The organism is Curtobacterium sp. PhB142 (genome assembly GCF_004341255.1).
Taxonomy (GTDB): Bacteria; Actinomycetota; Actinomycetes; order Actinomycetales; family Microbacteriaceae; genus Curtobacterium.
Genome location: NZ_SLUT01000003.1, coordinates 366,020 through 389,359, shown reverse-complemented (window position 1 = coordinate 389,359; position 23,340 = coordinate 366,020). Strand labels below are relative to the sequence as shown.

The following is a 23,340-nucleotide window of genomic DNA, read 5'->3' as shown; positions in this document are numbered from 1 at the left end:
CAGTCTGCCGCGGAACATCCGCGGCAGACTGTCGCTTTGGCGGCACGGACCGGATCGGCGCCGCGAGAAGTGTCGGTTTGCCGGGACAGACCGGGACAGACCGGGACAGACCGCGACGCACCGTGGCGCCCCGCCCCGCCCCGCCCCGCCCCGCCCCGGCCCGCTGTCAGGCCGTGCGCGCCGCCAGGCCACGCGCGCCGGACCAACCCGCCCGTGCCCGCACGGCGACCGTCACCACCACGACCGCGGCGGCTGCGACCACCGCGGCCACGGCGGTCGGCGTCGACACCAGCGGACCGTCGAGCCGCGCGACCGCCACCCACGCCAGCCCCCAGGCCAGGGAGAGCATCGGCGCCAGGCGACCCCGACCCCACACCGCCAGCAGCAGCCCGACGAGCCCGGCCACCGCGGCGACCAGCACACCCCAGACGTCCTGCCCGAGGTCGAAGCCCCGGAAGCCCGCTGCCGTCAGCACCGCAGCCGTGTTCGCCGCCGTCGCGACGCACACCCACCCGAGGTAGAGCCCGAACGTACCGTCGGTGACGATCGCCTCGACGACGCCGGAGGGCTTCGTCCGCCGCAGGATCGTGAACGTCCAGACCAGCACCGCGAGCAGGGCCACGATGATCGGTTCGCTCGCCCACAGGAACCCGAACTGCACCGACAGTATCCACGCCGCGTTGAGCAGCAGCGACAGGATCGCCGGCACCGCCAGCTTCGCGTGCCGGTCATCGTCCGACGTGCGGAAGAGCTGGCGGATGGCGTAGGCGATGAGGCCGACGTAGACGACGCTCCAGATCGAGAACGCCGGGCCGTCCGGTGCGATGGCGGTCGACGACGCCGACAGCGCTCCGCCGGCAGCGTCCTGGATCGGTGTCCCGCCGGCGGCGCCGGACCCGACGAACGCCCCGACCACCGCGACGACGGCACTCACGGCGACCGCGATGCGCTTCCAGATCCTCTTCATGACCGTTCCCTTCGTCAGCATGCTGATGACCTGCACCGTAGGCGGGCGGTCCTGTCGGGCGCGCAGCGTGCGTTCAGCCTGTGGGGGACGGCGGACTGGAGGCCCGTGGCGGGCCCGCCACGGGCCTCCCGTCCGAAAGCCGGTCACCTGCGTACGGTGGTCGCGTGAGCGTCGAGATGAACACCGTGTACGTCGACCGGATCGCCCCGATGGCGAGTCCGTCGCTGGACGACACCTTCCGGATGCTCGACGAGCAGGGCGCGAGCGCGTGCATCGTGCTGTACCAACCGGACACGCAGGAGCTCGGCGACGTCGCGGTCGCGCTCGGCCTGCACGAGCTCGCGGTCGAGGACTCCGCCGAGGGGCACCAGCGGCCGAAGCTCGAGCGGTACGGCTCGACGCTCTTCGTGGTCCTCAAGCCCGCGCTCTACAACGACGGGCAGGAAGAGGTGGCGTTCGGCGAGGTGCACGCCTTCGTCGGTGAGGACTTCTTCCTCGTCGTGGTGAAGGCCGACCCTCGCGGCAGGGCCACGGTCCCGCGGGCGCTCCAGCGGATGAGCGGCAAGCCCGGCCTGGTGACGGTCGGACCGCAGGCGCAGCTCTGGGCGTTGATGGACACGATCGTCGACGGCTACGTGCCGGTGATCGACGGCCTGGAAGAGGACATCAACCAGATCGAGGACCAGCTGTTCGCCGGCGAGGCCGGGGTCTCCCGCCGCGTCTACGAGCTGTTCGGCGAGGTCGTCGACTTCCAGCGGGCCGCCCGTCCGCTGATCCACATCATCGAGAACCTGCACCGCGGCGCGGAGAAGTACCACCTGCCGATCGAGATGCAGCGCCGGTTCCGCGACGTCCTCGACCACGCGATCCGGACGGTGGAGCGGCTGGACACGTTCCGGCAGCTGCTGCAGAACGCCCTGACGGTCGACTCGACGCTCGCGGCGCAGAAGCAGAACGACGACACGAAGCGGATCTCCGGCTGGGCGGCGATCCTGTTCGCCCCGACGCTCATCGCCGCCATCTACGGCATGAACTTCACGCACATGCCCGAGCTGACGTGGACCTGGGGCTACCCGCTGTCGATCGTCGGGATGGTCCTGTTCGCCGCGATCCTGTGGGTCGTGTTCAAAGTCAAGCGCTGGTTCTGAGGAAGACTGGGGCCGTGACCTCGTCCGACCTCGTCCACCTGACCGCCGGGGGCGTCTCCCTCGTCCTCGACTGCCGTGACCACGCGCTGCCCGCGGTGGTGCACTGGGGAGCAGCCCTCGGGCCACTCGACGACGACGCACTCGTCGCACTCGCCGACGCGGACGTCGCCCCCGTGGCCCAGAACGAGATGGACGACGCCGTCCGTGTCGCCGTGCTGCCCGAGCCGAACCGCGGGTGGAGCGGACGACCCGGCCTGGCCGGACACCGCGACGGCCACGACTGGTCGCCGGCGTTCACCGTGTGGTCGCTCGACGTGACCGACACGACCGTCACGGCCGAAGCTGCCGACGAGACCGCGGGGCTCGCCGTCCGGCTGACGATCGAGGTGCTCGTCTCCGGACTCGTCCGTGCCCGGGCTGCCGTCACGAACACCGCCGACGGCGTCTACACGGTGGACGACCTGACTGTGGCGATGCCGATCCCGTCCGGTGCGCGCGAGGTCCTGGACTTCGCCGGTCGATGGGGCAAGGAACGCACCCCGCAACGCCGTGAACTGGTCGTCGGCACCCACCAGCGTGAGAGCCGGAAGGGCCGGACCGGTGCCGACGCCGCGACCGTCCTGACGGTGGGGGAGCCCGGCTTCGGCTTCGCCCGCGGTCAGGTCTGGGGCGTGCACACCGGGTGGAGCGGGAACCACCGGCACCACGCCGAACGCCTGTCGACCGGGCGCCAGGTGATCGGCGGCGGCGAACTGCTGCTGCCGGGCGAGGTCCGGCTCGGCACGGGCGAGACGTACGAGGGGCCGTGGGTGTGGTTCGCCCACGGTGACGGGCTCGACGACCAGGCCCGACGCTTCCACCAGTGGCTCCGGAGCCGGCCGCAGCACCCGACGACGCCGCGGCCGATGACGATCAACGTCTGGGAGGCCGTGTACTTCGACCACGACCTCGCCCGGCTGACCGACCTGGCGGAGCGCGCCGCGGCCCTCGGGGTCGAGCGGTACGTGCTCGACGACGGGTGGTTCCGCGGCCGCCGGAACGACCACCTCGGGCTCGGCGACTGGTACGTCGACGAGGACGTCTGGCCCGACGGGCTGAGCCCGATCGTGGACCGTGTCCGGGCCCTCGGCATGGAGTTCGGCCTGTGGTTCGAACCCGAGATGGTGAACGAGGACAGCGACCTCGCCCGCGCCCACCCGGAGTGGATCATGCAGGCGGACGGCCGACTGCCGATGCGGTCCCGCGACCAGCAGGTGCTCGACCTGGCGATCCCCGAGGCGTACGAGTACGTGCTCGAGCGGATGACGGCGATCATCGGCGAGTACGGCATCGAGTACGTCAAGTGGGACCACAACCGCGACCTGGTCGAGGCGGGGTTCCCCGGTGGCGGCGCGGCGGTGCACGAGCAGACACTGGCGACGTACCGGCTGATGGCGACCCTGAAGGAGCGCTTCCCGTCGCTCGAGATCGAGTCGTGCGCGTCGGGTGGCGCACGGGTCGACCTCGGCGTGATCGAGCACACCGACCGCGTCTGGGTGTCCGACGACATCGACCCCCTCGAGCGGCAGCAGATGCACCGGTGGACGCAGCAGCTCCTGCCCCCGGAACTCCTCGGCGCGCACATCGCGAGCGGCAGGAACCACTCGACGGGCCGCGTCCACGACCTGGCCTTCCGGGCAGGCACTGCGCTCGTCGGGCACCTGGGCATCGAGTGGGACCTCACCGAGGCGACGGCGGAGGAGTCGGCGTCGCTGGCGGAGTGGATCGCGCTGTACAAGGAGCTGCGCGGGCTGCTGCACGGCGGCGACCTGGTGCGGATGGACGAGGTCGACGACTCCCGGCTCGTGTACGGCACGGTCACGCCGGACCGGCAGCACGCCGTCTTCTTCCTGGCGAGCATCGGGCGGTCCGAGGTGTCCGGCACCGGCCGGGTCACCTTCCGCGACCTCGACCCGGACGTCTCGTACCGCGTCGACCCGATCGTGGTCGGCGACGGGCACGGGGTCGTCCGGCCGGACTGGTGGAGCGGCGCCCGGGTGTTCAGCGGTCGGGTGCTCGGCACGGTCGGCCTGCACCCGCCGCTCATGCCCGCCGACTGCGTGGTCCCGTTCCGTCTGACGGCCGTCTGACGGCAGGTGGGACGACCGGGAGGCCCGGTGCCGGTGATCGGAGCCGCTAGGGTTTTCGACATGCCGCGCTCCGGACACGCGACCCCCGTCTGGGCGCTCAAGCTCGCCGTCGTCACCGCCCTGGTGGGCGTCTCCGGCGGCATCGCCGGCATCGCCGTGTGGCTCGCGCTGCAGCTCATCCAGTTCGTGGCCTTCGGGTACGGCTTCGGTGGGCACCTCGAGGCGGCGGACGCACCGTCGGCGCTGAACCGGTTCCTCGCCCTCGTGGCCGCCGGTGTCCTGACGGGCTTCGCCTGGTGGGCGCTCCGGCGCTGGGGGCGTCCGATCGTGTCGGTCACCGCGGCGGTCGGCGGCAAGCGGATGCCCGCACTCGCGACCTTGGCGAACGCCGGGGTGCAGATCCTGGCGGTCGGTCTCGGCGCCTCGATCGGCAAGGAGGTCGCCCCGCGCGAGGTCGGCGCCTGGCTCTCCCAGCTCGTCACCCGTCGTGCCGGTCTCACCCCGCGCGAGACGAAGATCCTGGTCGCCTGCGGAGCGGCAGCGGGTCTCGCCGCGGTGTACGACGTCCCGCTCGGTGGTGCGCTGTTCGCCGTCGAGGTCCTGCTCGGCGAGATCAGCTTCGCCACGGCCCTGCCCGCGTTCGCCACGAGTGCCGTCGCCGCGTTCGTCGCCCGGCTCGTGATCCCGGACGAGGTGCTCTACCACGTGCCGGCGATGCACATGTCGCCGTCGCTGCTCGTCTGGGCGATCATCGTCGGGCCGGTCCTCGGCCTGGCGGGCGTCGGTTTCGTGAAGCTCACCAACCGGCTGCAGGGCATCGCGCCCAAGGGCTGGCACCTGCTCGTCGTGCTGCCGGTGGTGTTCGCGATGGTCGGGCTCATCGCGGTGCCGTTCCCCGAGATCCTCGGCAACGGGCGGGCGCTGGGCCTCGTCGCGATGAACGCCTCGCTCGACGACGACACCGTCGCCGGCCTGGCGCCGATCGTGCTGCTCCTGCTGCTCGGCGTCGTCCGGACGATCACCACGTCGGCCACGATCGGTGCCGGCGCGGTCGGCGGCACCCTGACGCCCTCGATCGCGATCGGTTCGGCGATCGGCGGCGGCCTCGGTGGCGCGTGGCTCCTGCTCTGGCCGGCTGACGGCCCGGGCCTGGCGGCCTTCGCGTTCGTCGGCGCCGCGGCGTTCCTTGCGACCACGATGCGGGCCCCGTTCACGGCGCTCGTCCTGGTGGTCGAGTTCACCCAGGAGGGCACCGACATCCTCATCCCGTCGCTGCTCGCGGTGTCCGGGGCGGTCGCGGTCGGGTACGTCCTGGCACGTCGACGCAGCGCACAGATGGTGTGAACACTTCGTCACGTTCCGGGACAGACGACGGTTCTGCGGCCTACGATCTGCGGCATGACGGAGCGACGGGCTCCGCACCGAGCTGAGGAGCAGGCCATGGCGGGGTTCGACGACATCACGAAGAAGGCCCAGGACTTCCTGAAGGACAACAAGGTCCAGGACGCCCTGAAGAGCGAGAAGGCCGAGGACATCAGCGACAAGGTCCTCGGGGGCGTCGCCGACGCGGTCAAGAAGGCCACCGGCGGCAAGTACGACGACAAGATCGACGGTGCCCGCGACGCTGCGGACAAGAAGATCGGCAACGAGTAGGCCCAACGTGCGACGGCCCGGGACCCGGCGTGGTCCTGGGCCGTTCCTGTGCCGACTGGACGCCGTCGGGAACAACGGCCACCATTGACGGGTTGCTCCGGACAGCAACACCAGGAGGACGAGACGTGACAGTCGTGGCGCCGAACCAGCCGCTCACCGAGGCCGAGGTCGAGACGATCAAGTCGGACTTCCCGATCCTCGCGCAGGACGTGAACGGGCAACCGTTGGCGTACCTGGACTCCGGGGCGACGGCGGAACGCCCGACCCAGGTACTCGACGCCGAGCGCCGGTTCCTCGAGCACGACAACGCCGCGGTGCACCGCGGCGCACACACGCTCGCGGCCCTGAGCACCGATGCCTACGAGGACGCCCGCGCCACCGTCGCCGACTTCATCGGCGCTGCCGGTCCGAGCGAGGTCGTCTGGACCGCGAACGCCACCGACGCCCTCAACCTCGTCGCCTACGGCATCGCGAACGCCAGCCGTGGCCGCGGCGGGGTCGACGCCGCTCGCTTCCGCATCGGACCGGGCGACGAGATCCTGGTAACCGAGGCCGAGCACCACGCGAACCTCGTGCCGTGGCAGGAACTCGCCGCGCTGACCGGTGCGACGCTCCGCTGGGTCCCGGTCGCCGACGACGGCACCTGGACCGCCGAGGACGCCGCGGCCCTGATCACCGACCGCACCAAGGTGGTCGCGTTCGCGCACGTCTCGAACGTCACCGGCATGGTCGCCCCCGTCGAGCAGATCGTCGGTCTCGCCCACGCCCGCGGCGCACTGGTCGTCCTCGACGCCTGCCAGTCCGCGCCGCACCGGCCGCTCGACGTGCAGGGGCTCGGCGTCGACTTCGCCGCGTTCTCCGGGCACAAGATGCTCGGTCCGAACGGTATCGGCGTGCTCTGGGGCCGCAGCGAGCTGTTGAACGCGCTGCCCCCGTTCCGCACCGGCGGGTCCATGATCACCACCGTGACCATGCAGACGTCGGAGTTCATGCCGGCCCCCGAGCGGTTCGAGGCCGGCACGCAGCCCGTGTCGCAGGCCGTCGCCCTGGCCGAGGCCGTCCGCTACCTGCAGGGCATCGGCATGGAGCGTGTCCGCGCGCACGAGGAGCACCTCGCCCGGCGCATGCTCGACGGCCTGGCCGCCGTCCCCGGCATCCGCGTCGTCGGTCCGCCGGTCGGCGTGCCGCGATCGGGCCTGGTGTCGTTCGACGTCGACGGCGTGCACGCCCACGACGTCTCGCAGTACCTCGACGCGCAGGGCATCGCCGTCCGCTCGGGGCACCACTGCGCCCAACCCCTGCACCGCCGCCTCGGCCTGGTCGCCACCAGCCGCGCGAGCACCTACGTCTACACGACCGAGCACGACGTCGACCGCTTCATCGCCGCAGTCGGCGAGGTCCGCGGCTACTTCGGAGCGACCGCGTGAACGCCCTCGACAGCCTGTACCAGCAGGTCATCCTCGACCACGCGAAGGCCCGGCACGGTGACGGTGACCTGCCCGACGCCGACGCCTCGCACTTCGAGCGCAACCCCACGTGCGGCGACGAGATCACCGTCCGCATCCGCCTCGAACCGGGCACCGACCGCATCGCCGGTCTCGCCTGGCAGGGCGACGGCTGCTCGATCTCGATGGCCTCGGCATCGGTCCTCACCGACATGGCCGTGGGCCGCACGGTCCCGGAGCTCCTCGCACTGACCGACGAGTTCCGCACGATGATGCGCTCCCGCGGCGTCGGCGAGCCCGACGAGGACGTCCTCGAGGACCTCATCGCCTTCCACGGCGTCTCGAAGTTCGTCATGCGGGTCAAGTGCGGCATGCTCGCCTGGGTCGCGGCGGAAGCCGCTGCGCGTGAGGCGACGGCGTCCCGCTGAGCCGGGTGCGGCTCGCGATCGCGACGACGTGACGGCCAGGAGGCCCGGTGCGGGGCCGCCACGCGCCTCCCGTCCGTCGCCGGGAGCGTCTCGAGCGTCCGGAGCGACGAACGGAGGACAGCAGTGATCGTCGAGGTGCGCCGCCCCGGAGGGGCGGAGTCCGACCTGATGGTGCGGACGTACCTGACCGAGGTGGCCTCGCGCTGGTACGGGCGCGACGCGACGCCTGCCGAGGTCGATCTCGCACTGGCCGACGAGCCGTACGACGACCTGGAGGGCGACAGCGGCGTGTTCTTGGTGGCGTCCGACGGTGGACGGCCGATCGCGTGTGCCGGCGCCCGGTTCCTCGACGACGTGGCGGAGCTCACCAAGGTGTTCACGCTGCCGAGCCACCGTGGGCAGGGCGTGGGGTCGGCGCTGCTGCGCCGGCTCGAGGCGGAGTGTCGTGCGCGGGGGATCGCGTCCCTGCGACTGGACACCCGGGCTCAGCTCGCCGAGGCCTGCGCGCTCTACGAACGGCTCGGCTTCGTGCGGGTGGCACCGTTCAACGACGACCCGTACTCGGACCGGTGGTACGCGAAGGTGCTGTAGGCCCGGCTCAGGGGCGGTACTCGTCCCGCGACTTCGTGGATCGGGTGGGTGGCTGGGCCGGGGCGGTGGCACCGCCGGAACCGATGGCGCTCAGTACGGCGGCGAGGTACTGCAGCGTGGTCAGCATCACCCGGCCGATGGATCGCAGGACGTGGCTCATGCGTCGAACCTATCGTTCAGACGTGACGATGCGTCATGAAGACGTCGACGTCGTCCTCGGTGTCCACGACGAAACCGTGCCGTTCGTAGAGCCGGCGCGCGGCGCTGCCCTGGAGGACGTTGAGTCGCGCGGGTCCGGCGTGTGGTTCGTCGAGGACGCTCCGCAGCACCACCGAGCCCACGCCTCGGCCCTGGACGTCCGGCGCGAGGTAGAAGTGCTCGATCCACCGGGTGTCGGCGTCCGGCCGCACGGTGATCGAGCCGCGATCACACCCGTCGACCACGACGACCCGGGTGTGCTCGGGCGCGAAGGCATCACGCATCCGCCCGCGGACCCGGACCGCGTCGAAGCGGCCGAGACGCTCCAGGTCTGCACGGAGGACCTGCGCACGCAGCTCCACGAGCCACTCGATGTCCTCGGGGATGCTGTTCCGCAGGGTGACGTCCACCCGTCGAGCCTAGGAGTCGTCGGCGCCGATCCCGTGCTGGTGATCGGCTCGTACGCTGGTCCGATGGATCAGCACGGTGTCATCGACCTCGTGGCGGCACGCCGCGCCTCGGCCGGGCACCCCATCGTCGTCGGCATCTCGGGGTACTGCGGCTCCGGGAAGTCCACGCTGGCGCGCAGTCTGGCCGGGACGGTGCCGGGCGCGGTGCGGATCCGTGGAGACGACTTCCTCGATCCGGAGCGGTCCCACCGGCGGTCGGGTCACTGGGACGGTGTCGATCGGGAGCGTCTGACGTCGTCCGTCCTCGAACCGCACCGGACGGGGCGAGCGAGCACGTTCCAGAGGTTCGACTGGTCGGTCCGGGCGCTCGGTCCCGCGGAGCCACTGCCGACGACGGACGTCGTGGTCGTCGACCTCATCGGCCTCTTCCACCGCGACGCGATGCCGCACATCGACGTGGCGGTCTGGTGCGACGTGGACCTCGACACCGCCGCTCGTCGCGGCATGGCCCGCGACCGCCGGCTCGGACGTGACCACGACGACCTGTGGCGGGACGTGTGGATCCCCAACGAACGCGACTTCGAAGCGCAGTTCGCCCCGAGGGACGCTGCCGACGTCGTCTTCGACGGGTGACGAACCCCCGCACAGAGGCCGTGGTCAGGCCACCCGGCCGGCGGTCGCGGCGGATCGGTCAGCGCGTCCGACGGTGACCCCGAGGGCGATCTGCACGATGCCGAACAGGATCAGGAAGCCCGCGATGGCGACGACGGCCAGCGCTGCCCCGATGGACGGCAGGTTGATGACGAGCACGCCGATGACGATGCTGAGCATTGCGGCGCCGATCGTCAGAGCACGGTTCGTTGGTGTCGGGGCGTAGAGCAGCGTGATGCCCTCGACCAGCCAGGCGAAGCCGATCACGAACGCGATCCACCGCACCCCGACCGGCGGGGCGATGAGCGCCACGATGCCACCGGCGAGGATCAGCGCGCCGAGGACGACCAAGCCGATGCGGCGGCCGGTGCCGATCCCGCGGGTGAACGCACGGACGATCATCGACAGGCCGGAAACCAGCAGGTAAATGCCGAACACCCACGCGACCGCGAACAGCGTCGCGTGCGGGAGCACGAGTGAGGCGACACCGACGAGGACCGCCACGATGCCGACGATCAGCAGCGCGGTCCGTAGTCGTCGATCCCCGCCGACGTCGGTGACGACGTCGTCCTGCAGCGCCATGGTGTCCGCCCTTCCCTGAGAGGATCTGGTCCTGCGCGCTTCTGCGTCAGGGCTACTCCTCGGAACCGCCCGTGTCCGGTGCCGATGCGGACGCATCGGTCCGCGCGGGGTCAGTCCGGCTCGGCGGGCGCGCTGGCCACGTGACGAGCAGCAGCACCGCGAGCGGGCCGAACAGCAGCGTCAGGAGGAACCAGGTCCACGCCGATCGGTTCCGGGTCCGGGCGTACCCACCGGCGAGCATCGCGACGCTGAGCCAGAGGCTCGACAGGTACAGGCCGGTGAAGTCCTCGTGCACGACAGTTCCCTTCGAGAGATACATCAATACCGGTCGAAGGGTAGCGCGTCGTCAGACCGTGCTGGCCTCGTCGTTGGTGGTGCGGCGGAGTGAGCGCACCATGCTGCGCAGCGCCCCCCGCGCCGCCACCTGCTGCTCACCCGACAACCCGTCGAGCATCCGGACCTCGACGCCGCGGACAGCCGCGCTCGCGAGCTCGAGGCTCGCCCGCCCGCTCGCCGTCAACCGCGTCGGGAGCGCCTTGCCCACCGGCGCCTCGGTGGCCCGCGTCACGAAGCCGTCCCGTTCCAGGGCCTGCAGCAGCACGTTCATCGACTGCCGCGTGACGAAGGCGCCGCGTGCGAGCTCGGAGTTCGACAGCCCGGGCCGCTGCGCCAGGAGTTCGAGGCACGAGTAGTGCGTCATCGTCATGCCGAGCGGGCGCAGCACGGCCTCCATCGCAGCGCGGAGCGCGCTCGCGGCTTCCTTGAGCAGGTACCCGAGGGACGTCTCGAGGTCGATGACGTCGCTGCTGTCGGTGCCGTCTTGACTCATGTCAGGAGTCTGACATAGGTTGTGCCGTGTCAGAAAACTGACACAACCGAAGGAGCACCACATGCCCGTCACCGGCCCCGACTTCATCTCCCTGCAGACCCGCGACCTGGCGGCGTCGCAGGCGTTCTACGAGCAGTACCTCGGTCTCGTCCGCTCCCAGGCCGGCCCGCCGCACGCCGTCGTCTTCGAGACGACGCCGATCGCCTTCGCGCTGCGGGATGTCGTCCCCGGCACCGACCTCGACGCGGTCTCGCAGCCGGGCATCGGGGCGGCGATCTGGCTGCACGCGACCGACGTGCAGGCCATCCACGACGCCCTGGTGGCCGACGGCCACACGATCGTGTCGGCACCGATCGACGGCCCGTTCGGCCGGACGTTCACGTTCGCCGACCCGGACGGCTACCAGGTCACGCTCCACGACCGCGCCTGAGCTGCGGCCGTCACGCTTCGTCACGATGGATGACGGACGCAGACCCCGCACGTAGCGTCGCCAAGCGTGACCAGCAGCAGCGAGCCCCGGCAGATCCGCTTCAACGCGTTCGACATGAACTGCGTCGCGCACCAGTCCTCCGGGCTGTGGCGGCACCCGCGCGACCGATCGCGGGGCTACCGCGACCTGACGTACTGGACGGACCTGGCGAAGACGCTCGAGGGCGGGGCGTTCGACGGCATCTTCATCGCCGACGTGCTGGGCACGTACGACGTGTACGGCGACTCGAACGAGGCCGCACTCCGCACGGGCTCGCAGGTGCCGGTCAACGACCCGATCCTGCTGGTGTCGGCGATGGCGTCGGTGACCGAGCACCTCGGCTTCGGGATCACGGCGGGCACAGCGTACGAGCACCCGTACCCGTTCGCCCGGCGGATCTCCACGCTCGACCACCTGACCAAGGGGCGCGTCGGCTGGAACGTCGTCACCGGCTACCTGCCGAGCGCCGCACGGAACATGGGCCACACCGACCAGCTGTCGCACGACGACCGCTACGACGTGGCCGACGAGTACCTCGAGGTCCTCTACAAGCTGTGGGAGGGCTCGTGGGAGGACGACGCGGTCGTCGCCGACCGCGCGTCCGGCGTCTTCACCGACCCGGCGAAGGTGCACGCGATCGAGCACCACGGCAAGCACTTCGACGTGCCGGGCATCCACCTGTCCGAGCCGTCGGTGCAGCGATCGCCCGTCATCTACCAGGCGGGCGCGTCGCCGCGCGGCATCCGCTTCGCAGCGGAGAACGCCGAAGCCGTCTTCGTGGGCGCACCGACCGTCGAGCAGCTCGCGTCGACCGTCGCGAAGGTCCGTGACGCCCTGGAGGCAGCTGGTCGCGACCGGTACGCCGCTCGCGTCTACACACTGCTCACCGTGATCACTGACGCCACCGACGAGCTGGCCCAGGCGAAGTACGAGGACTACCTGTCGTACGCGTCGGAGCTCGGTGCGCTGGTGCTCAACTCCGGCTGGATGGGCGTCGACCTGTCGCAGTGGGACCTCGACGAGCCCCTCGGCGATGTCGAGTCGAACGCGATCCAGTCGGCTGCGGCCAACATCGCGGCGGCGACCGGCGAGGACGGCAGCTCGTGGACGATCCGCGACCTCGCCCGGCACACCGCGATCGGCGGACTCGGGCCGGTCGCCGTCGGCGGGGGAGCGACCATCGCCGACCGCCTGCAGGAGATCCAGGAGCTCACCGACGTCGACGGCTTCAACTTGGCGTACGCGGTGACGCCGGGCACGTGGGAGGACGTCATCGAGTTCGTCATCCCCGAACTCCGGGCGCGCGGGGCGTACCCGACCGGCTACGAGCCCGGTTCGCTGCGGCACAAGCTGCACGGCCGCGGTGACCGGCTGCCCGACGAGCACCGTGGGGCGTCGTTCAGGATCGGCAGCAGCGCGGTCGTAGGCTGACCGGGTGATCGAACCGTCCGTGTCCGTGCGTCCAGCGGCCCGGGACGAGGTGTCGGCCTGTGTCGACCTGTGGGTCGCAGCGGTCGCGGCACGGGACGGCGTGCCGGAGTCCGACGCGGTGCGAGCCCGCGCGGCGTCGAAGTTCGCCGTGCCGCGGGTCGCCCTGCTCGTCGCTGCCGGAGCGGCCGGTGCGGTCGACGGCTTCGCGCTCGTGACGGCGCCGGGGTCCGGACGGTCGACCGACCCGTCCGACGCCGCCTACCTGTCGCTGCTCGCCGTCCGCCCGGACGTGCAGGCGCGGGGTGTCGGGCGTGCGCTCCTGGCCGCGTCGGTCGACGCGGCGTCGGCGGCGGGACACCCCGCGGTGGTCCTGCACGCACTCGCCGGCAACGAGCGAGCGCTGCGGCTCTACGAAGCCGGCGGGTTCCGGGCGGACGGGGTCGAGTTCCCGCACGCCCTGACGGGCGGGCCGACGCGGACGTACATCGCGACGGCCCCGGCGCGCTGAACCGTCAGACGCGCCACTTCGGTCGCGGGGCGTGGTCCTCGTACGACTGCCGGGTCGGGTAGGTGATCAGCTCGATCGTCGATCCCCACGGCGTTCCGACGTACACGAACCGGTTGCCGAACCCGCCCTCGTTGCCGCCCAGGCCACGCGGGTCGGCGTACCGCTGGCCGCCCGCCGTCTCGATGTGCGACAGCGCGTGGTCGATGTCGTCGACGTAGAACGCCACGTGCTGCCAGCCGAGGTCGCTCGCGCGGACGGCCGGGCGCTGGTCGGGGCCGTGGTACTCGAAGAGCTCGAGCCCCGGACCGTTCGGCAGCGCGAGCATCCGCAGCGCGCCCTGGGCCATGGTCGTCGGGATGCCGAGGCGCCGCTGGACGTCGGGTTCACCGCGGAGCGGTTCGCTCCGGAGGAACCGGTCGTACAGGGGGACGGCGTCGAGTCCCAGGACGAAGAAGTCGGTGGCCTGGTCGATGTCGGGCACGGTGAGGCCGACGTGGTCGATGCCGTGTGCGGTGCTGGGGGTGCCCGTCGGGGTGGTGACGGTCGCAGGACGTGTCGCGGTGGTGCCGGATGGGCGTGGCGCAGTGTGCATGGTGCCGTCTCCCCTGAGTTCGGCTCGGACGTGGATCACCCGAGTAGAACGGCTGCGCGCGGGGGAGGACAAGCGGAGCGCGGGACGCGTGCGGAGAACCGCCGCGATCGTGCGTGATCAGTCGACGGGGGTCCACGCCGGGTAGGTTGCCGAGCGTCCGTCGCCCGAGGACCGCCGGGTGACGCGGCGCTGCACCCAGGGCAGGACGTGCTCGCGGTAGTAGCGGAGTTCCTCGGAGAGTCGGGTGCGGCCGGTCTGTTCGGACGCCGGCGCGATCGGTGCCGGTCCGTCCTCGATCGCGTGCAGGGCGAGGTCGGCGACGCGCTGGTGGCCGGTCGCGTTCATGTGCAGTCGGTCGTCGGACCAGAACTCGGCACGGCGCAGGTGCGGATCACGGGACACGTCGACGAAGGGCAGGTCGTACCGGTCGGCGAGGTCGGCGAGGGCGTCCGCCCAGGCGTCGCCGCGCGCGTTGATGAGGCGTCCGAGGGGGAGCCGTGCGCTCGGGTCGGCGGGGCTCAGCAGCGCCAGCCGGACCCCGCGGCCCAGGACCGTGTCGACCGCCGCTTCGAGCGGTGCGATGAGGGCGTGGGCGTCGAACCGTGGCCGCAGCAGGTCGTTGCCGCCGGCGCAGAAGGTGATGAGCGTCGGGGTGGGGTCGAGCGCGAGAGCCGCGTCGAGTTGCTCTCCGAGGACCCCGGCGAGCAGGCGCCCGCGGACCGCGAGGTTGGCGTACCGGACGTCTGCGTCGTGCACTCGGGCCATGCCGCTCGCGAGTCGACCGGTCCAGCCGGGGAACGGTACGGCGCCGGCGTCGCCGATGCCCTCCGAGAAGCTGTCGCCGATCGCGACGTAACGGATGGTGTCGGGCATGCGGCCATCATCCTGCACATGTCTGTGCACGTTCTGGTGTGGAACGAGCGTTTCAGGACAGCGACCACGACACACGACCGTTACACGAGGGAAACGGCGGGCGCGAAGAGGCTCCCTAGCTTCTGTGGTGGAGGCGATCACCGCCTCCCCACCCCACTCCCTCGGAGGACGCCATGGCTACCGATCTCGTGACACCCGTCGCAGCGCCCCACGCCCCCACCACGACCGCCGCACCCGCTGGTGCCGGCGTCGTCAAGCCCGGGTACGACCCGGCGCTCACGAACGAGGACCTCGCCCCGCTGCGCAAGCAGAGCTGGACGAGCTACAACTTCTTCGCCTTCTGGATGTCCGACGTGCACTCGGTCGGCGGCTACGTCACCGCCGGGTCGCTCTTCGCACTGGGCATCGCGAGCTGGCAGGTGCTCATCGCCCTGGTGGTCGGCATCCTGATCGTGCAGGTCTTCGCCAACCTCGTCGCCAAGCCGTCGCAGCGCACTGGCGTGCCCTACCCGGTCATCAACCGTGCGGTGTTCGGGGTGCTCGGGGCGAACGTGCCCGCGATCATCCGCGGGCTGATCGCGATGGCCTGGTACGGCGTGCAGACGTTCCTCGCCGCGCAGTCGCTCAACATCATCTTCCTGAAGTTCATCCCCGCCTCGGCCGGGCTGCTCGACCACTCGTTCCTGGGGCTGTCGGCGCTCGGGTGGATCTCGTACGCGATCCTGTGGGTCGCGCAGGGGGCCCTGTTCTGGATGGGCATGGAGGCCATCAAGAAGTTCATCGACTGGGCGGGCCCGGCGGTGTACGTCGTGATGATCGGGCTGGCGATCTACCTCGTCAGCCAGGCCGGCATCGGCAACATCTCGTTCACGCTGTCGGTGGGGGAGCCGCTCTCGTTCGGTGCGTCGATCCCGGTCATGCTCTCCGCGGTCGCCCTGGTGGTCAGCTACTTCTCCGGCCCGATGCTCAACTTCGGTGACTTCTCGCGCTACGGCAGGTCCTTCGCGGCGGTCAAGCGGGGCAACTTCTGGGGCCTGCCGATCAACTTCCTGTTCTTCTCGGTGCTCACCGTGCTGTGCGCGAGTGCGACCGTGCCGGTGTTCGGCAAGCTCATCACCGACCCGATCGAGACCGTGCAGGCGATCGGCGCCCCGTTCGCGATCCTGCTCGGCGGCCTGACCTTCGTCACGGCGACGGTCGGCATCAACATCGTCGCGAACTTCATCAGCCCCGCGTTCGACTTCTCGAACGTCGCTCCGCGCAAGATCTCGTGGCGAGCCGGCGGCATGATCGCCGCGGTCGGCTCCGTGCTGCTGACCCCGTGGAACTGGTACGGCAACGACCAGGCCATCCTGTACACGCTCGGGGTGCTCGGCGCCCTGATCGGCCCGCTGTTCGGCATCCTGATCGCCGGGTACTACATCGTCGGGAAGCAGCGCATCGCCGTCGACGACATGTACACGAAGGACACCTCGGCCCGGTACTGGTACCGCGGCGGCTTCAACCCGAACGCCATCGGTACCCTCGTCGTCACCGGGGTGGTCTCGGTCGCCAGTGCGGTCCTGCCGCCCGCGCTCGGGATCCTGCCCGGGCTGAACAACTACAGCTGGTTCATCGGCTGCGGCCTGGGACTCGTGGTCTTCTGGGGCCTCGAGCGGGTCCGGCCGAGCATGCCGGAGCTCGCCTCGGACGACCCGACGGTCGACGACGGCGCCGCCGTCGGACGAGCCTGAGACGCCGCAGCGACACCGCACCACCAGCGACACCCGTACCACCAGCGACACCCGCACCGCCCGCACCACCGGAAGGACCCCGATGCGCATCCGCGTCGTCAACCCGAACACCACCGCCTCGATGACCCGCTCGATCGGCGTCGCCGCCACCGCGGTCGCCGGCCCGGGCACCATCGTCGAGGCGGTGAACCCCACGATGGGCCCGGCGTCGATCGAGAGCCACTACGAAGAGGCGCTCGCGGTGCCGGGGCTCCTCGAGCAGATCGCGCTCGGGGAGCAGGACGGCGTGGACGCCTACGTCGTCGCCTGCTTCGGTGACCCGGGCCTCGACGCCGCGCGGGAGCTCGCCTCCGGGCCGGTCATCGGGATCGCCGAGGCGGGCTTCCACGCAGCGGCGATGCTCGGGCGCCGGTTCGGCGTCGTGACGACCCTGGCGCGGACGACCGGACGGGCCCACGAGCTCGCCGAGCGCTACGGCTTCGCGTCGCTCGTCACCGAGATCCGGGCGTGCGAGGTCGCGGTGCTCGAGCTCGACGACCCCGCTTCGGGCGCACGCGCCCTGGTGATCGAGGAGTGCCGGGCCGTCATCGCCGGCGGAGCCGACGCGGTCGTGCTCGGCTGCGCGGGGATGGCGGACTTCTGCGCCGAGGTCTCGCGGGCGATCGGGGCACCGGTCGTCGACGGCGTCGCCGCGGCGACCGTGCTCGCCGAGTCGCTCGTGCGGCTCGGGCTCTCGACGGGCAAGCACGGCGAGTACGCCACCCCGCCGACGAAGGCGATGTCGGGTCTGCTGGCGGGCTTCGAACGCCAGCCGGAGGCGGCCGCGACGGTCGGGGCGGGCGCATGACGGGCCTCCCGGTCGACGGCAGCACCGAGTCCCGCACCGACGTCGACACCGACACCGTCGCGGACCTCGTCCTGCGCGCAGACCGCGCCTGGATCGACGGAGCCTTCCGCCCCGCAGCGGTCGTCGTGCGCGACGGCCGCGTCGACACCGTCCTGCCGGTCGACGCGCCCGTGGCCGCCGTCGACGACCGCACCGTGCCGGCCGACCAGGTCCTGCTGCCTGGCCTCGTCGACACCCACGTGCACGTCAACGAACCCGGACGCACCGAGTGGGAGGGGTTCGCGTCCGCGACCCGGGCCGCCGCCCTCGGCGGGGTCACGACCATCATCGACATGCCGCTCAACTCGATCCCCGCGACGACGACGGTCGAGGCGCTCGCCGTGAAGCGCGCGAGTGCCGAGGGGCGGGTCGCCGTCGACGTCGGGTTCTGGGGCGGGGCGGTCCCCGACAACGCCGGCTCGCTCGGCGCACTGCACGACGCGGGCGTCTTCGGCTTCAAGTGCTTCACCGCGCCGTCCGGGGTCGACGAGTTCCCGCACCTGGACGCCGACCAACTGCGCGCCGCGATCGAGGAGGTCGCCCGGATCGACGCCCTGCTCATCGTGCACGCCGAGGACCCCGAGTTCCTGGTCGACCACGCGGCGCTCGGCGGCCACTACGAGGACTTCCTCGCCACCCGCCCGGTCGACGCCGAGCGGTCCGCCATCGCGCGGGTCATCGACGGCGCACGGGCCACCGGCGCGCGGGTCCACATCCTGCACCTGTCCGACGCCGGAGCGATCCCGATGATCCGAGCCGCGAAGGACGACGGCGTCCGGATCACGGTCGAGACCTGCCCGCACTACCTGTCGTTCGAAGCGGGGTCCATCCCCGACGGCGCGACCGAGTACAAGTGCTGCCCGCCGATCCGTGACGACGCGAACCGCGACGCCCTGTGGGCCGGTGTGCTCGACGGCACGATCGACATGATCGTGTCGGACCACTCGCCGTCGACCGCCGACCTCAAGGTCGACGACTGGGGACTCGCCTGGGGTGGGATCGCCGGCCTGCAGGTCGGCTTCCGGGCCGTCTGGACCGAGGCCCTCCGCCGCGGCGTCCCGCTCGAGGTGCTGTTGCCGCTGTTCACGACCGGTCCGGCAGCACTCGTCGGCTTCCCCGACCGCGGGGTCATCGCCCCCGGCGCGCTGGCCCACTTCGCCGTGTTCGACCCGTCCGCCACGGCGGTCATCGACGTGGCCGGCCTCGCACACCGCAACCCGGTCTCCGCGTTCGCCGGCATGGAGGCCCGTGGCCGCGTCACCCAGACCTGGCTGCGCGGGCGCGTGGTGGCGTCCACCGCGTCGGGCGTCACCGCCGTCGAGGGGCAGCTCGTCGCGGCTCCCGTGACCGCGGATGCCCGGGTCACCGAAACACGTCTGTAACGATCGTTCCGGTACGCTTGTGATCGGAACGGAAGGACCAACCATGCACCCCGTGAACCCGCCAGCCCGCCTCCTCATGGGCCCCGGCCCGATCACCGCCGACCCGCGTGTGCTCCGCGCCCTGTCGACCCCGCTCGTCGGGCAGTACGACCCGTGGATGACCTCCGCCATGAACGACACCCAGGAGCTCTACCGCGGTGTGTTCGGCACCACGAACGACGCCACCGTGCTCGTCGACGGCACCTCGCGCGCCGGGATCGAGGCGGTGCTCGTGTCGCTGCTCGCACCGGGTGACCGCGTGCTCGTGCCGGTGTTCGGCCGGTTCGGGCACCTGCTCGCCGAGATCGCGGGCCGTGCCGGGGCCGAGGTCCACACCATCGAGACCGCGTGGGGCCAGGTCTTCACGCCGTCCGCGATCGAGGACGCCATCGTCCGTGTCCGGCCGAAGGTGCTGGCGATCGTGCAGGGCGACACCTCCACCACGATGAACCAGCCGCTCGACGAACTGGGCGCGATCTGCGAGCGGCACGGCGTGCTGTTCTACACCGACGCCACGGCGACCGTCGGCGGCAACCCGCTCGAGGTCGACGCCTGGGGCATCGACGCCGTCAGTGCCGGCCTCCAGAAGTGCCTCGGCGGGCCGTCCGGCAGCGCGCCGGTCACCGTCTCGCCGCGTGCGACCGCCGTGCTCGACGAGCGCCGCAGTGTCGAGGCGGGCATCCGCGAACCCGGTGACGACGTCGCCGACGAGCCGATCCGCTCGAACTACCTCGACCTCGCGATGATCCTGGACTACTGGGGTCCGCGGCGGCTGAACCACCACACCGAGGCCGCGTCGATGCTCTACGCCGCCAACGAGTGCGCCCGCATCCTGCTCGACGAAGGGCGCGAGCAGGCGATCGCACGCCACGAACTCGCGGGCCGCGCGATGCTGCAGGGCGTCCAGGCGCTCGGGCTCGGCGTGTTCGGTGACGTCGCACACAAGATGCACAACGTCGTCGCGGTGGAGATCCCGTCCGACGTCGTCGGCGACCAGGTCCGTGGTTCGATGCTCGATGACCACGGCATCGAGATCGGCACCTCGTTCGGACCGCTGCACGGCAAGGTCTGGCGCATCGGCACCATGGGCTACAACGCCCGCAAGGACACCGTCGTGACGACCCTCGCCGCCCTCGAGCACGCGCTCCGCCGTGCGGGGCACGCCGTCCCGCACGGCGGTGGGGTCGACGCGGCCCTCGACGTCTTCTCCGGTGCGCCGGTCGGGGTGCTGGCGTGAGCGCGGCCCCGGTCGTGACCGCCACCGCCCTGGGTACCGCCGACGCCGAGCTCGTGGCGCGCTGGTGCGACGAGCTGGCCCTGGTCACCGAGGAGACCGGCCGGATCACCCGCGTGTACCTGTCGCCCGAGCACGCCCGTGTCAACGGGATCGTCGCCGGGTGGATGCAGGACGCCGGACTCACCACCTGGCAGGACGCCGCCGGCAACCTGCACGGACGGGTCGGCGGGATGGCCCCCGACGCCCCCGTGCTGCTGCTCGGCTCGCACCTCGACACCGTGGTGGACGCCGGCCGCTACGACGGGATCGTCGGGGTCCTGATGGCCGTCCGCACCGCTGCGCGACTGACGGCCGCGGGACCGCTGCCCGTCGCGCTCGAGGTCATCGCGTTCTCCGACGAAGAGGGGACCCGCTTCGGCAAGGCCCTGCTCGGGTCGTCCGCCGTCGCCGGGGTGTGGGACGAGTCCTGGTGGGACCTGGCGGACGGCGACGGCGTGACCCTGCGCGAGGCCTTCACCCGGTTCGGGCTCGACCCGGCCCGGGTGGGTGACGCGGCGGCCGACCCGACGACGCTCGCCGGCTACCTCGAGGCGCACATCGAACAGGGCCCGTACCTCGAGCAGGCCGGTCAGGCGCTCGGCGTCGTCACGAGCATCGCGAGCGCCCGACGCTTCTCGGTCGAGGCCGTCGGCGAGGCCCGGCACGCGGGCGGAACGCCGTACGAGCGCCGCCACGACGCACTGCTCGCCGCGGCCGAGGCCGCCTTGGCCGTCGAGCGGATCTGCCGGGCGTCGCACCACGTCGGCACCGTCGGCACGATGACCGTCGAACCGGGCGCGGTGAACGTGGTCCCCGGCCTCGCACGGTTCTCGGTGGACCTGCGCGGCGAGTTCGACGACGGCCGAGACGCGGTGTGGGACGAGCTCACGAAGGCGTTCTCGCTGATCGGGGAACGACGCGGGGTCAGCGTCACGCCGACCGAGGTGCACCGCGCGCCGGCGGTGTTCTGCGCGCCGCGGCTGATGGACGCCGTCCGCGCCGGCATCGAGTCGACGGGCGAGACCGCGCCGATGGAGCTGTTCTCGCGGGCCGGACACGACGCCATGTCGCTCGGGCTCGTCACCGACGTCGCGATGCTGTTCCTGCGCAACCCGGACGGCATCAGCCACCACCCGGACGAGTTCGTCTCGACGCCCGACATCGCGCTCGGGCTCGACGCGCTCGCCGTCGCGGTGGAGCAGGTGGCCCGGGCATGAGCACCGCCGGACCGGACGTCCGCGCCCGCATCGACTCCGTCTGGGAGCAGCTCTCGCCCGCCGAACGACGCGTCGCCGCGATGGTCCGGCACGACCCGGAACTCCTGCTCGTCGGGACCTCGGCCGAACTCGCCGCCGAGTCGGGCACGTCGAAGGCCACGGTGTCCCGGCTCGTCCGGTCGCTCGGGTTCCAGGACGCGGCCGAGGTCCGGCAGAACCTGATGTCCGCACGCGGCTCCGGCCTGCCGTGGGTTGCGGAAGACGCCGCCCACGTCGACCAGCGCGCCGTCGAGGCCCGCAACCTCGACGCGGCCTTCGCCTCGCTGGCCCGTGCCGATCGTCCGCGACTCGCTCGCCGCATCGTCCGTGCTCATCGCGTGCTCGTGTTCGGCGAGCGCGGCGCCTACCCGGTGGCGCTGCAGCTCCGCGCGCAGCTCGCCCAGGTCCGCTCCGACGTCCGGGTCGGTCCGGCACCGGGGCAGCGGCTCGGCGAAGAGGTCGCCGACCTCGACCGCCGTGACCTCGTCGTCCTGGTGACCGTGCGTCGGCACACGGCCGGGGTCGACCGGATCGTGCGGCACTGCGTGTCGACCGGCGCCGACGTCGTCGTGCTGGGCGATCCGACCGCAGCCGTCATCGCGGCACCGGCGAACACCGCGATCCTGTGCCCGGTCGACTCGCCGGCGGCGTTCGACTCGATGGCGGCCCTGTTCGCGGTCGTCGCGGCCATCGCGAACGACGTGTACGAAGCCTCGGGACCGGCCGGGCGCGCGCGGGTCGACGCGGTGGCGAGTGCCTACGACGCGCTGGGGGAGCTCGCAGCGCCCTGACCGTCGGGGCTATCGGGGCTGTCGGGGCCGTCGCGGCCGTCGGCGTGCAGCTCGACGGCGAGCGACGCGTTGCGCTCACGGATGAGCCGCGGCAGGTAGCGCTCGAGGGCGACGACCTCGGCCAGACGACCGAGCGGGCCGAACGGTGCGCGGAACGTGATGGTGTCGACCATGCGCGTGCCGCCGGCCGACGGCTCGAACCGGTGCTCGTGGTGGAAGCGGGCGAACGGCCCACGCACCTGTTCGTCGACGAACAGGTGGGGGCCCTCCAGAGCAGTGATCCGACTCGTCATCCGCCAGACGATCCCGAAGTGCGCGCGCCACGTGACCGACTCGCCCAGGCCGATCCTGCCGGACGTCGTGCCGGCGACGGCGCGTTCGTCCGTCGCAGCCATCGACCGCTCGTGCGCGCCGATGTCGAGCGACAGCGCGAACGCGCGCTCCGGCGGTGCCGCGAGCTCGGTCACCACGCGGAACGTCACCGTCACGAGGCCGGCCAGACCGTTCCGGCCGAGCGGTCGTCGTCGACGAGCACCGCGGCGAGCAGTTCGTCGTGCCGGACGCCGTGGTGCAGGACCGCCGAGCGCCGTCGGCCTTCGTACCGCATGCCCAGTCGCTGGGCCACCGCGATCGAGCCGGTGTTCTCGGCCTTCGCCCGCCATTGCACCCGGACGAGTCCGAGTCCCTGCGGAGCCGGTGCGAACGCCCACTGCAGCACCCGCTCGGCCGCTTCGGTCACCAGGCCCTGACCACGGGCGTCCGGGTGCGTCGCGTACCCGATCTCGGCACCGCCACCGTCGATGCCGAAGAGCCCGACCGTGCCGAGCAGGCGCGGGTCACCGGCGCGACGGATACCGAACTCGTAGCGGGTGCCCGTCGCCCAGCCCTCCTGCACCACCGCGGTGAGCCGCTGGTGCGCCTCGGCGTGCCCGTACGGCTCGGGCATCGCGATGAACGTGACGACGTCCGGGTCGTTCGCGTAGGCGATGACGTTCTCGGTGTCGGCGGGCACCGGCACGGAGAGCACCAGGCGATCGGTCCGGAGGGTGACGGGGTCCACGTGCCGAGCCTAG

Annotated in this window: 27 protein-coding genes; 17 read left to right on the top strand and 10 right to left on the bottom strand. The window is 71.7% G+C overall.

All coding sequences use genetic code 11. From position 1 onward, the window contains the following. Positions 1–166 precede the first annotated feature (166 nt). The gene (locus EDF31_RS08155; protein WP_123292320.1) at positions 167–967 is read right to left on the bottom strand and encodes a tryptophan-rich sensory protein; all 801 of its coding nucleotides are present in this window, start codon (positions 965–967) and stop codon (positions 167–169) included. Positions 968–1,131: 164 nt separating this feature from the next. On the opposite strand from EDF31_RS08155, the gene EDF31_RS08150 reads away from it, so the two are divergent. The 7 genes from EDF31_RS08150 (at position 1,132) to EDF31_RS08120 (ending at position 8,361) form a co-directional block, all read left to right on the top strand. Then, positions 1,132–2,115 carry a magnesium and cobalt transport protein CorA gene (locus EDF31_RS08150; protein ID WP_243649934.1) on the top strand — a complete coding sequence of 328 codons (984 nt, stop codon included), beginning with the start codon at positions 1,132–1,134 and terminating at the stop codon, positions 2,113–2,115. A gap of 14 nt (positions 2,116–2,129) precedes the next feature. Next, positions 2,130–4,244, top strand: coding sequence for an alpha-galactosidase (locus EDF31_RS08145; RefSeq protein ID WP_131845774.1), 2,115 nt, complete (start codon positions 2,130–2,132; stop codon positions 4,242–4,244). A 60-nt stretch (positions 4,245–4,304) separates the two neighbouring features. Beyond that, the gene (locus EDF31_RS08140; protein ID WP_123291995.1) at positions 4,305–5,588 is read left to right on the top strand and encodes a chloride channel protein; all 1,284 of its coding nucleotides are present in this window, start codon (positions 4,305–4,307) and stop codon (positions 5,586–5,588) included. Positions 5,589–5,684: 96 nt separating this feature from the next. Beyond that, positions 5,685–5,897 (top strand): antitoxin, encoded by a 213-nt coding sequence (locus EDF31_RS08135; RefSeq protein WP_123292323.1) that lies wholly within the window; start codon positions 5,685–5,687, stop codon positions 5,895–5,897. Positions 5,898–6,031: 134 nt separating this feature from the next. Next, positions 6,032–7,324: a SufS family cysteine desulfurase gene (locus EDF31_RS08130; RefSeq protein ID WP_131845865.1), complete on the top strand. Its 1,293-nt coding sequence runs from the start codon at positions 6,032–6,034 to the stop codon at positions 7,322–7,324. Continuing rightward, a complete protein-coding gene (gene sufU, locus EDF31_RS08125) occupies positions 7,321–7,770 on the top strand; it encodes a Fe-S cluster assembly sulfur transfer protein SufU (RefSeq protein ID WP_123338759.1) in 450 nt (149 codons plus the stop codon). The genes EDF31_RS08130 and sufU overlap by 4 nt, the downstream gene beginning before the upstream one ends. A 123-nt stretch (positions 7,771–7,893) precedes the next feature. Next, entirely contained in the window at positions 7,894–8,361 is a 468-nt protein-coding gene (locus tag EDF31_RS08120; RefSeq protein WP_131845773.1) for a GNAT family N-acetyltransferase, read from the top strand. A 7-nt stretch (positions 8,362–8,368) separates the two neighbouring features. On the opposite strand, the gene EDF31_RS19925 is transcribed toward EDF31_RS08120, so the two are convergent. Together EDF31_RS19925 and EDF31_RS08115 are read right to left on the bottom strand one after the other, a co-directional pair. Then, entirely contained in the window at positions 8,369–8,521 is a 153-nt protein-coding gene (locus tag EDF31_RS19925; RefSeq protein WP_165901367.1) for a hypothetical protein, read from the bottom strand. A 16-nt stretch (positions 8,522–8,537) separates the two neighbouring features. Then, a complete protein-coding gene (locus EDF31_RS08115; protein ID WP_207896132.1) occupies positions 8,538–8,969 on the bottom strand; it encodes a GNAT family N-acetyltransferase in 432 nt (143 codons plus the stop codon). A 63-nt stretch (positions 8,970–9,032) separates the two neighbouring features. Between EDF31_RS08115 and EDF31_RS08110 the strand changes: the two genes are divergently transcribed. Next, positions 9,033–9,602 (top strand): phosphoglycerate transporter, encoded by a 570-nt coding sequence (locus tag EDF31_RS08110; RefSeq protein ID WP_131845772.1) that lies wholly within the window; start codon positions 9,033–9,035, stop codon positions 9,600–9,602. Positions 9,603–9,626: 24 nt separating this feature from the next. Here EDF31_RS08110 and EDF31_RS08105 read toward each other — a convergent pair whose 3' ends face one another. Genes EDF31_RS08105 through EDF31_RS08095 form a run of 3 tightly spaced genes read right to left on the bottom strand, consistent with a single transcriptional unit; the run spans position 9,627 to position 11,031 of the window. Further along, the gene (locus EDF31_RS08105; RefSeq protein WP_165901366.1) at positions 9,627–10,202 is read right to left on the bottom strand and encodes a DUF308 domain-containing protein; all 576 of its coding nucleotides are present in this window, start codon (positions 10,200–10,202) and stop codon (positions 9,627–9,629) included. 52 nt (positions 10,203–10,254) lie between these two features. Further along, a complete protein-coding gene (locus EDF31_RS08100; RefSeq protein ID WP_243649933.1) occupies positions 10,255–10,521 on the bottom strand; it encodes a hypothetical protein in 267 nt (88 codons plus the stop codon). A 27-nt stretch (positions 10,522–10,548) separates the two neighbouring features. Beyond that, positions 10,549–11,031 (bottom strand): MarR family transcriptional regulator, encoded by a 483-nt coding sequence (locus EDF31_RS08095; protein WP_123938545.1) that lies wholly within the window; start codon positions 11,029–11,031, stop codon positions 10,549–10,551. A 61-nt stretch (positions 11,032–11,092) separates the two neighbouring features. Here EDF31_RS08095 and EDF31_RS08090 point away from each other — a divergent pair, with 61 nt between their 5' ends. From EDF31_RS08090 to EDF31_RS08080, 3 genes are all read left to right on the top strand, one after another. Then, positions 11,093–11,461, top strand: a complete 369-nt coding sequence (locus EDF31_RS08090; RefSeq protein WP_123292001.1) for a VOC family protein — start codon at positions 11,093–11,095, stop codon at positions 11,459–11,461. Between the two features lie 66 nt (positions 11,462–11,527). Beyond that, positions 11,528–12,931: an LLM class flavin-dependent oxidoreductase gene (locus tag EDF31_RS08085; protein WP_207896133.1), complete on the top strand. Its 1,404-nt coding sequence runs from the start codon at positions 11,528–11,530 to the stop codon at positions 12,929–12,931. A gap of 4 nt (positions 12,932–12,935) precedes the next feature. Continuing rightward, positions 12,936–13,439, top strand: a complete 504-nt coding sequence (locus EDF31_RS08080; protein ID WP_131845770.1) for a GNAT family N-acetyltransferase — start codon at positions 12,936–12,938, stop codon at positions 13,437–13,439. 4 nt (positions 13,440–13,443) lie between these two features. Here the strand turns inward: EDF31_RS08080 and EDF31_RS08075 are convergent, their stop codons facing one another. After that, positions 13,444–14,031: a VOC family protein gene (locus tag EDF31_RS08075; protein ID WP_131845769.1), complete on the bottom strand. Its 588-nt coding sequence runs from the start codon at positions 14,029–14,031 to the stop codon at positions 13,444–13,446. Positions 14,032–14,148: 117 nt separating this feature from the next. After that, the gene (locus EDF31_RS08070) at positions 14,149–14,904 is read right to left on the bottom strand and encodes an SGNH/GDSL hydrolase family protein (protein WP_207896135.1); all 756 of its coding nucleotides are present in this window, start codon (positions 14,902–14,904) and stop codon (positions 14,149–14,151) included. A 173-nt stretch (positions 14,905–15,077) separates the two neighbouring features. On the opposite strand from EDF31_RS08070, the gene EDF31_RS08065 reads away from it, so the two are divergent. From EDF31_RS08065 to EDF31_RS08040, 6 genes are all read left to right on the top strand, one after another. Beyond that, on the top strand, positions 15,078–16,637 hold the full coding sequence (locus EDF31_RS08065) for an NCS1 family nucleobase:cation symporter-1 (RefSeq protein ID WP_131845768.1): 1,560 nt from the start codon (positions 15,078–15,080) through the stop codon (positions 16,635–16,637). Positions 16,638–16,719: 82 nt separating this feature from the next. Beyond that, entirely contained in the window at positions 16,720–17,484 is a 765-nt protein-coding gene (locus tag EDF31_RS08060) for an aspartate/glutamate racemase family protein (RefSeq protein ID WP_131845767.1), read from the top strand. Further along, positions 17,481–18,905 carry an allantoinase AllB gene (gene allB / locus EDF31_RS08055; protein WP_131845766.1) on the top strand — a complete coding sequence of 475 codons (1,425 nt, stop codon included), beginning with the start codon at positions 17,481–17,483 and terminating at the stop codon, positions 18,903–18,905. Before EDF31_RS08060 ends, allB begins: the two co-directional genes overlap by 4 nt. Before the next feature lie 43 nt (positions 18,906–18,948). After that, on the top strand, positions 18,949–20,181 hold the full coding sequence (locus EDF31_RS08050; RefSeq protein WP_131845765.1) for an alanine--glyoxylate aminotransferase family protein: 1,233 nt from the start codon (positions 18,949–18,951) through the stop codon (positions 20,179–20,181). Further along, the gene (locus EDF31_RS08045) at positions 20,178–21,437 is read left to right on the top strand and encodes an allantoate amidohydrolase (RefSeq protein WP_131845764.1); all 1,260 of its coding nucleotides are present in this window, start codon (positions 20,178–20,180) and stop codon (positions 21,435–21,437) included. The genes EDF31_RS08050 and EDF31_RS08045 overlap by 4 nt, the downstream gene beginning before the upstream one ends. Next, the gene (locus EDF31_RS08040) at positions 21,434–22,267 is read left to right on the top strand and encodes a MurR/RpiR family transcriptional regulator (protein ID WP_123292009.1); all 834 of its coding nucleotides are present in this window, start codon (positions 21,434–21,436) and stop codon (positions 22,265–22,267) included. The genes EDF31_RS08045 and EDF31_RS08040 overlap by 4 nt, the downstream gene beginning before the upstream one ends. Here EDF31_RS08040 and EDF31_RS08035 read toward each other — a convergent pair. Both EDF31_RS08035 and EDF31_RS08030 read right to left on the bottom strand, forming a co-directional pair. Further along, positions 22,234–22,755 (bottom strand): SRPBCC family protein, encoded by a 522-nt coding sequence (locus EDF31_RS08035; protein WP_131845763.1) that lies wholly within the window; start codon positions 22,753–22,755, stop codon positions 22,234–22,236. The two genes, EDF31_RS08040 and EDF31_RS08035, sit on opposite strands and share 34 nt — an antisense overlap. Continuing rightward, positions 22,752–23,327 carry a GNAT family protein gene (locus EDF31_RS08030; protein ID WP_131845762.1) on the bottom strand — a complete coding sequence of 192 codons (576 nt, stop codon included), beginning with the start codon at positions 23,325–23,327 and terminating at the stop codon, positions 22,752–22,754. Before EDF31_RS08030 ends, EDF31_RS08035 begins: the two co-directional genes overlap by 4 nt. Positions 23,328–23,340 lie beyond the last annotated feature (13 nt).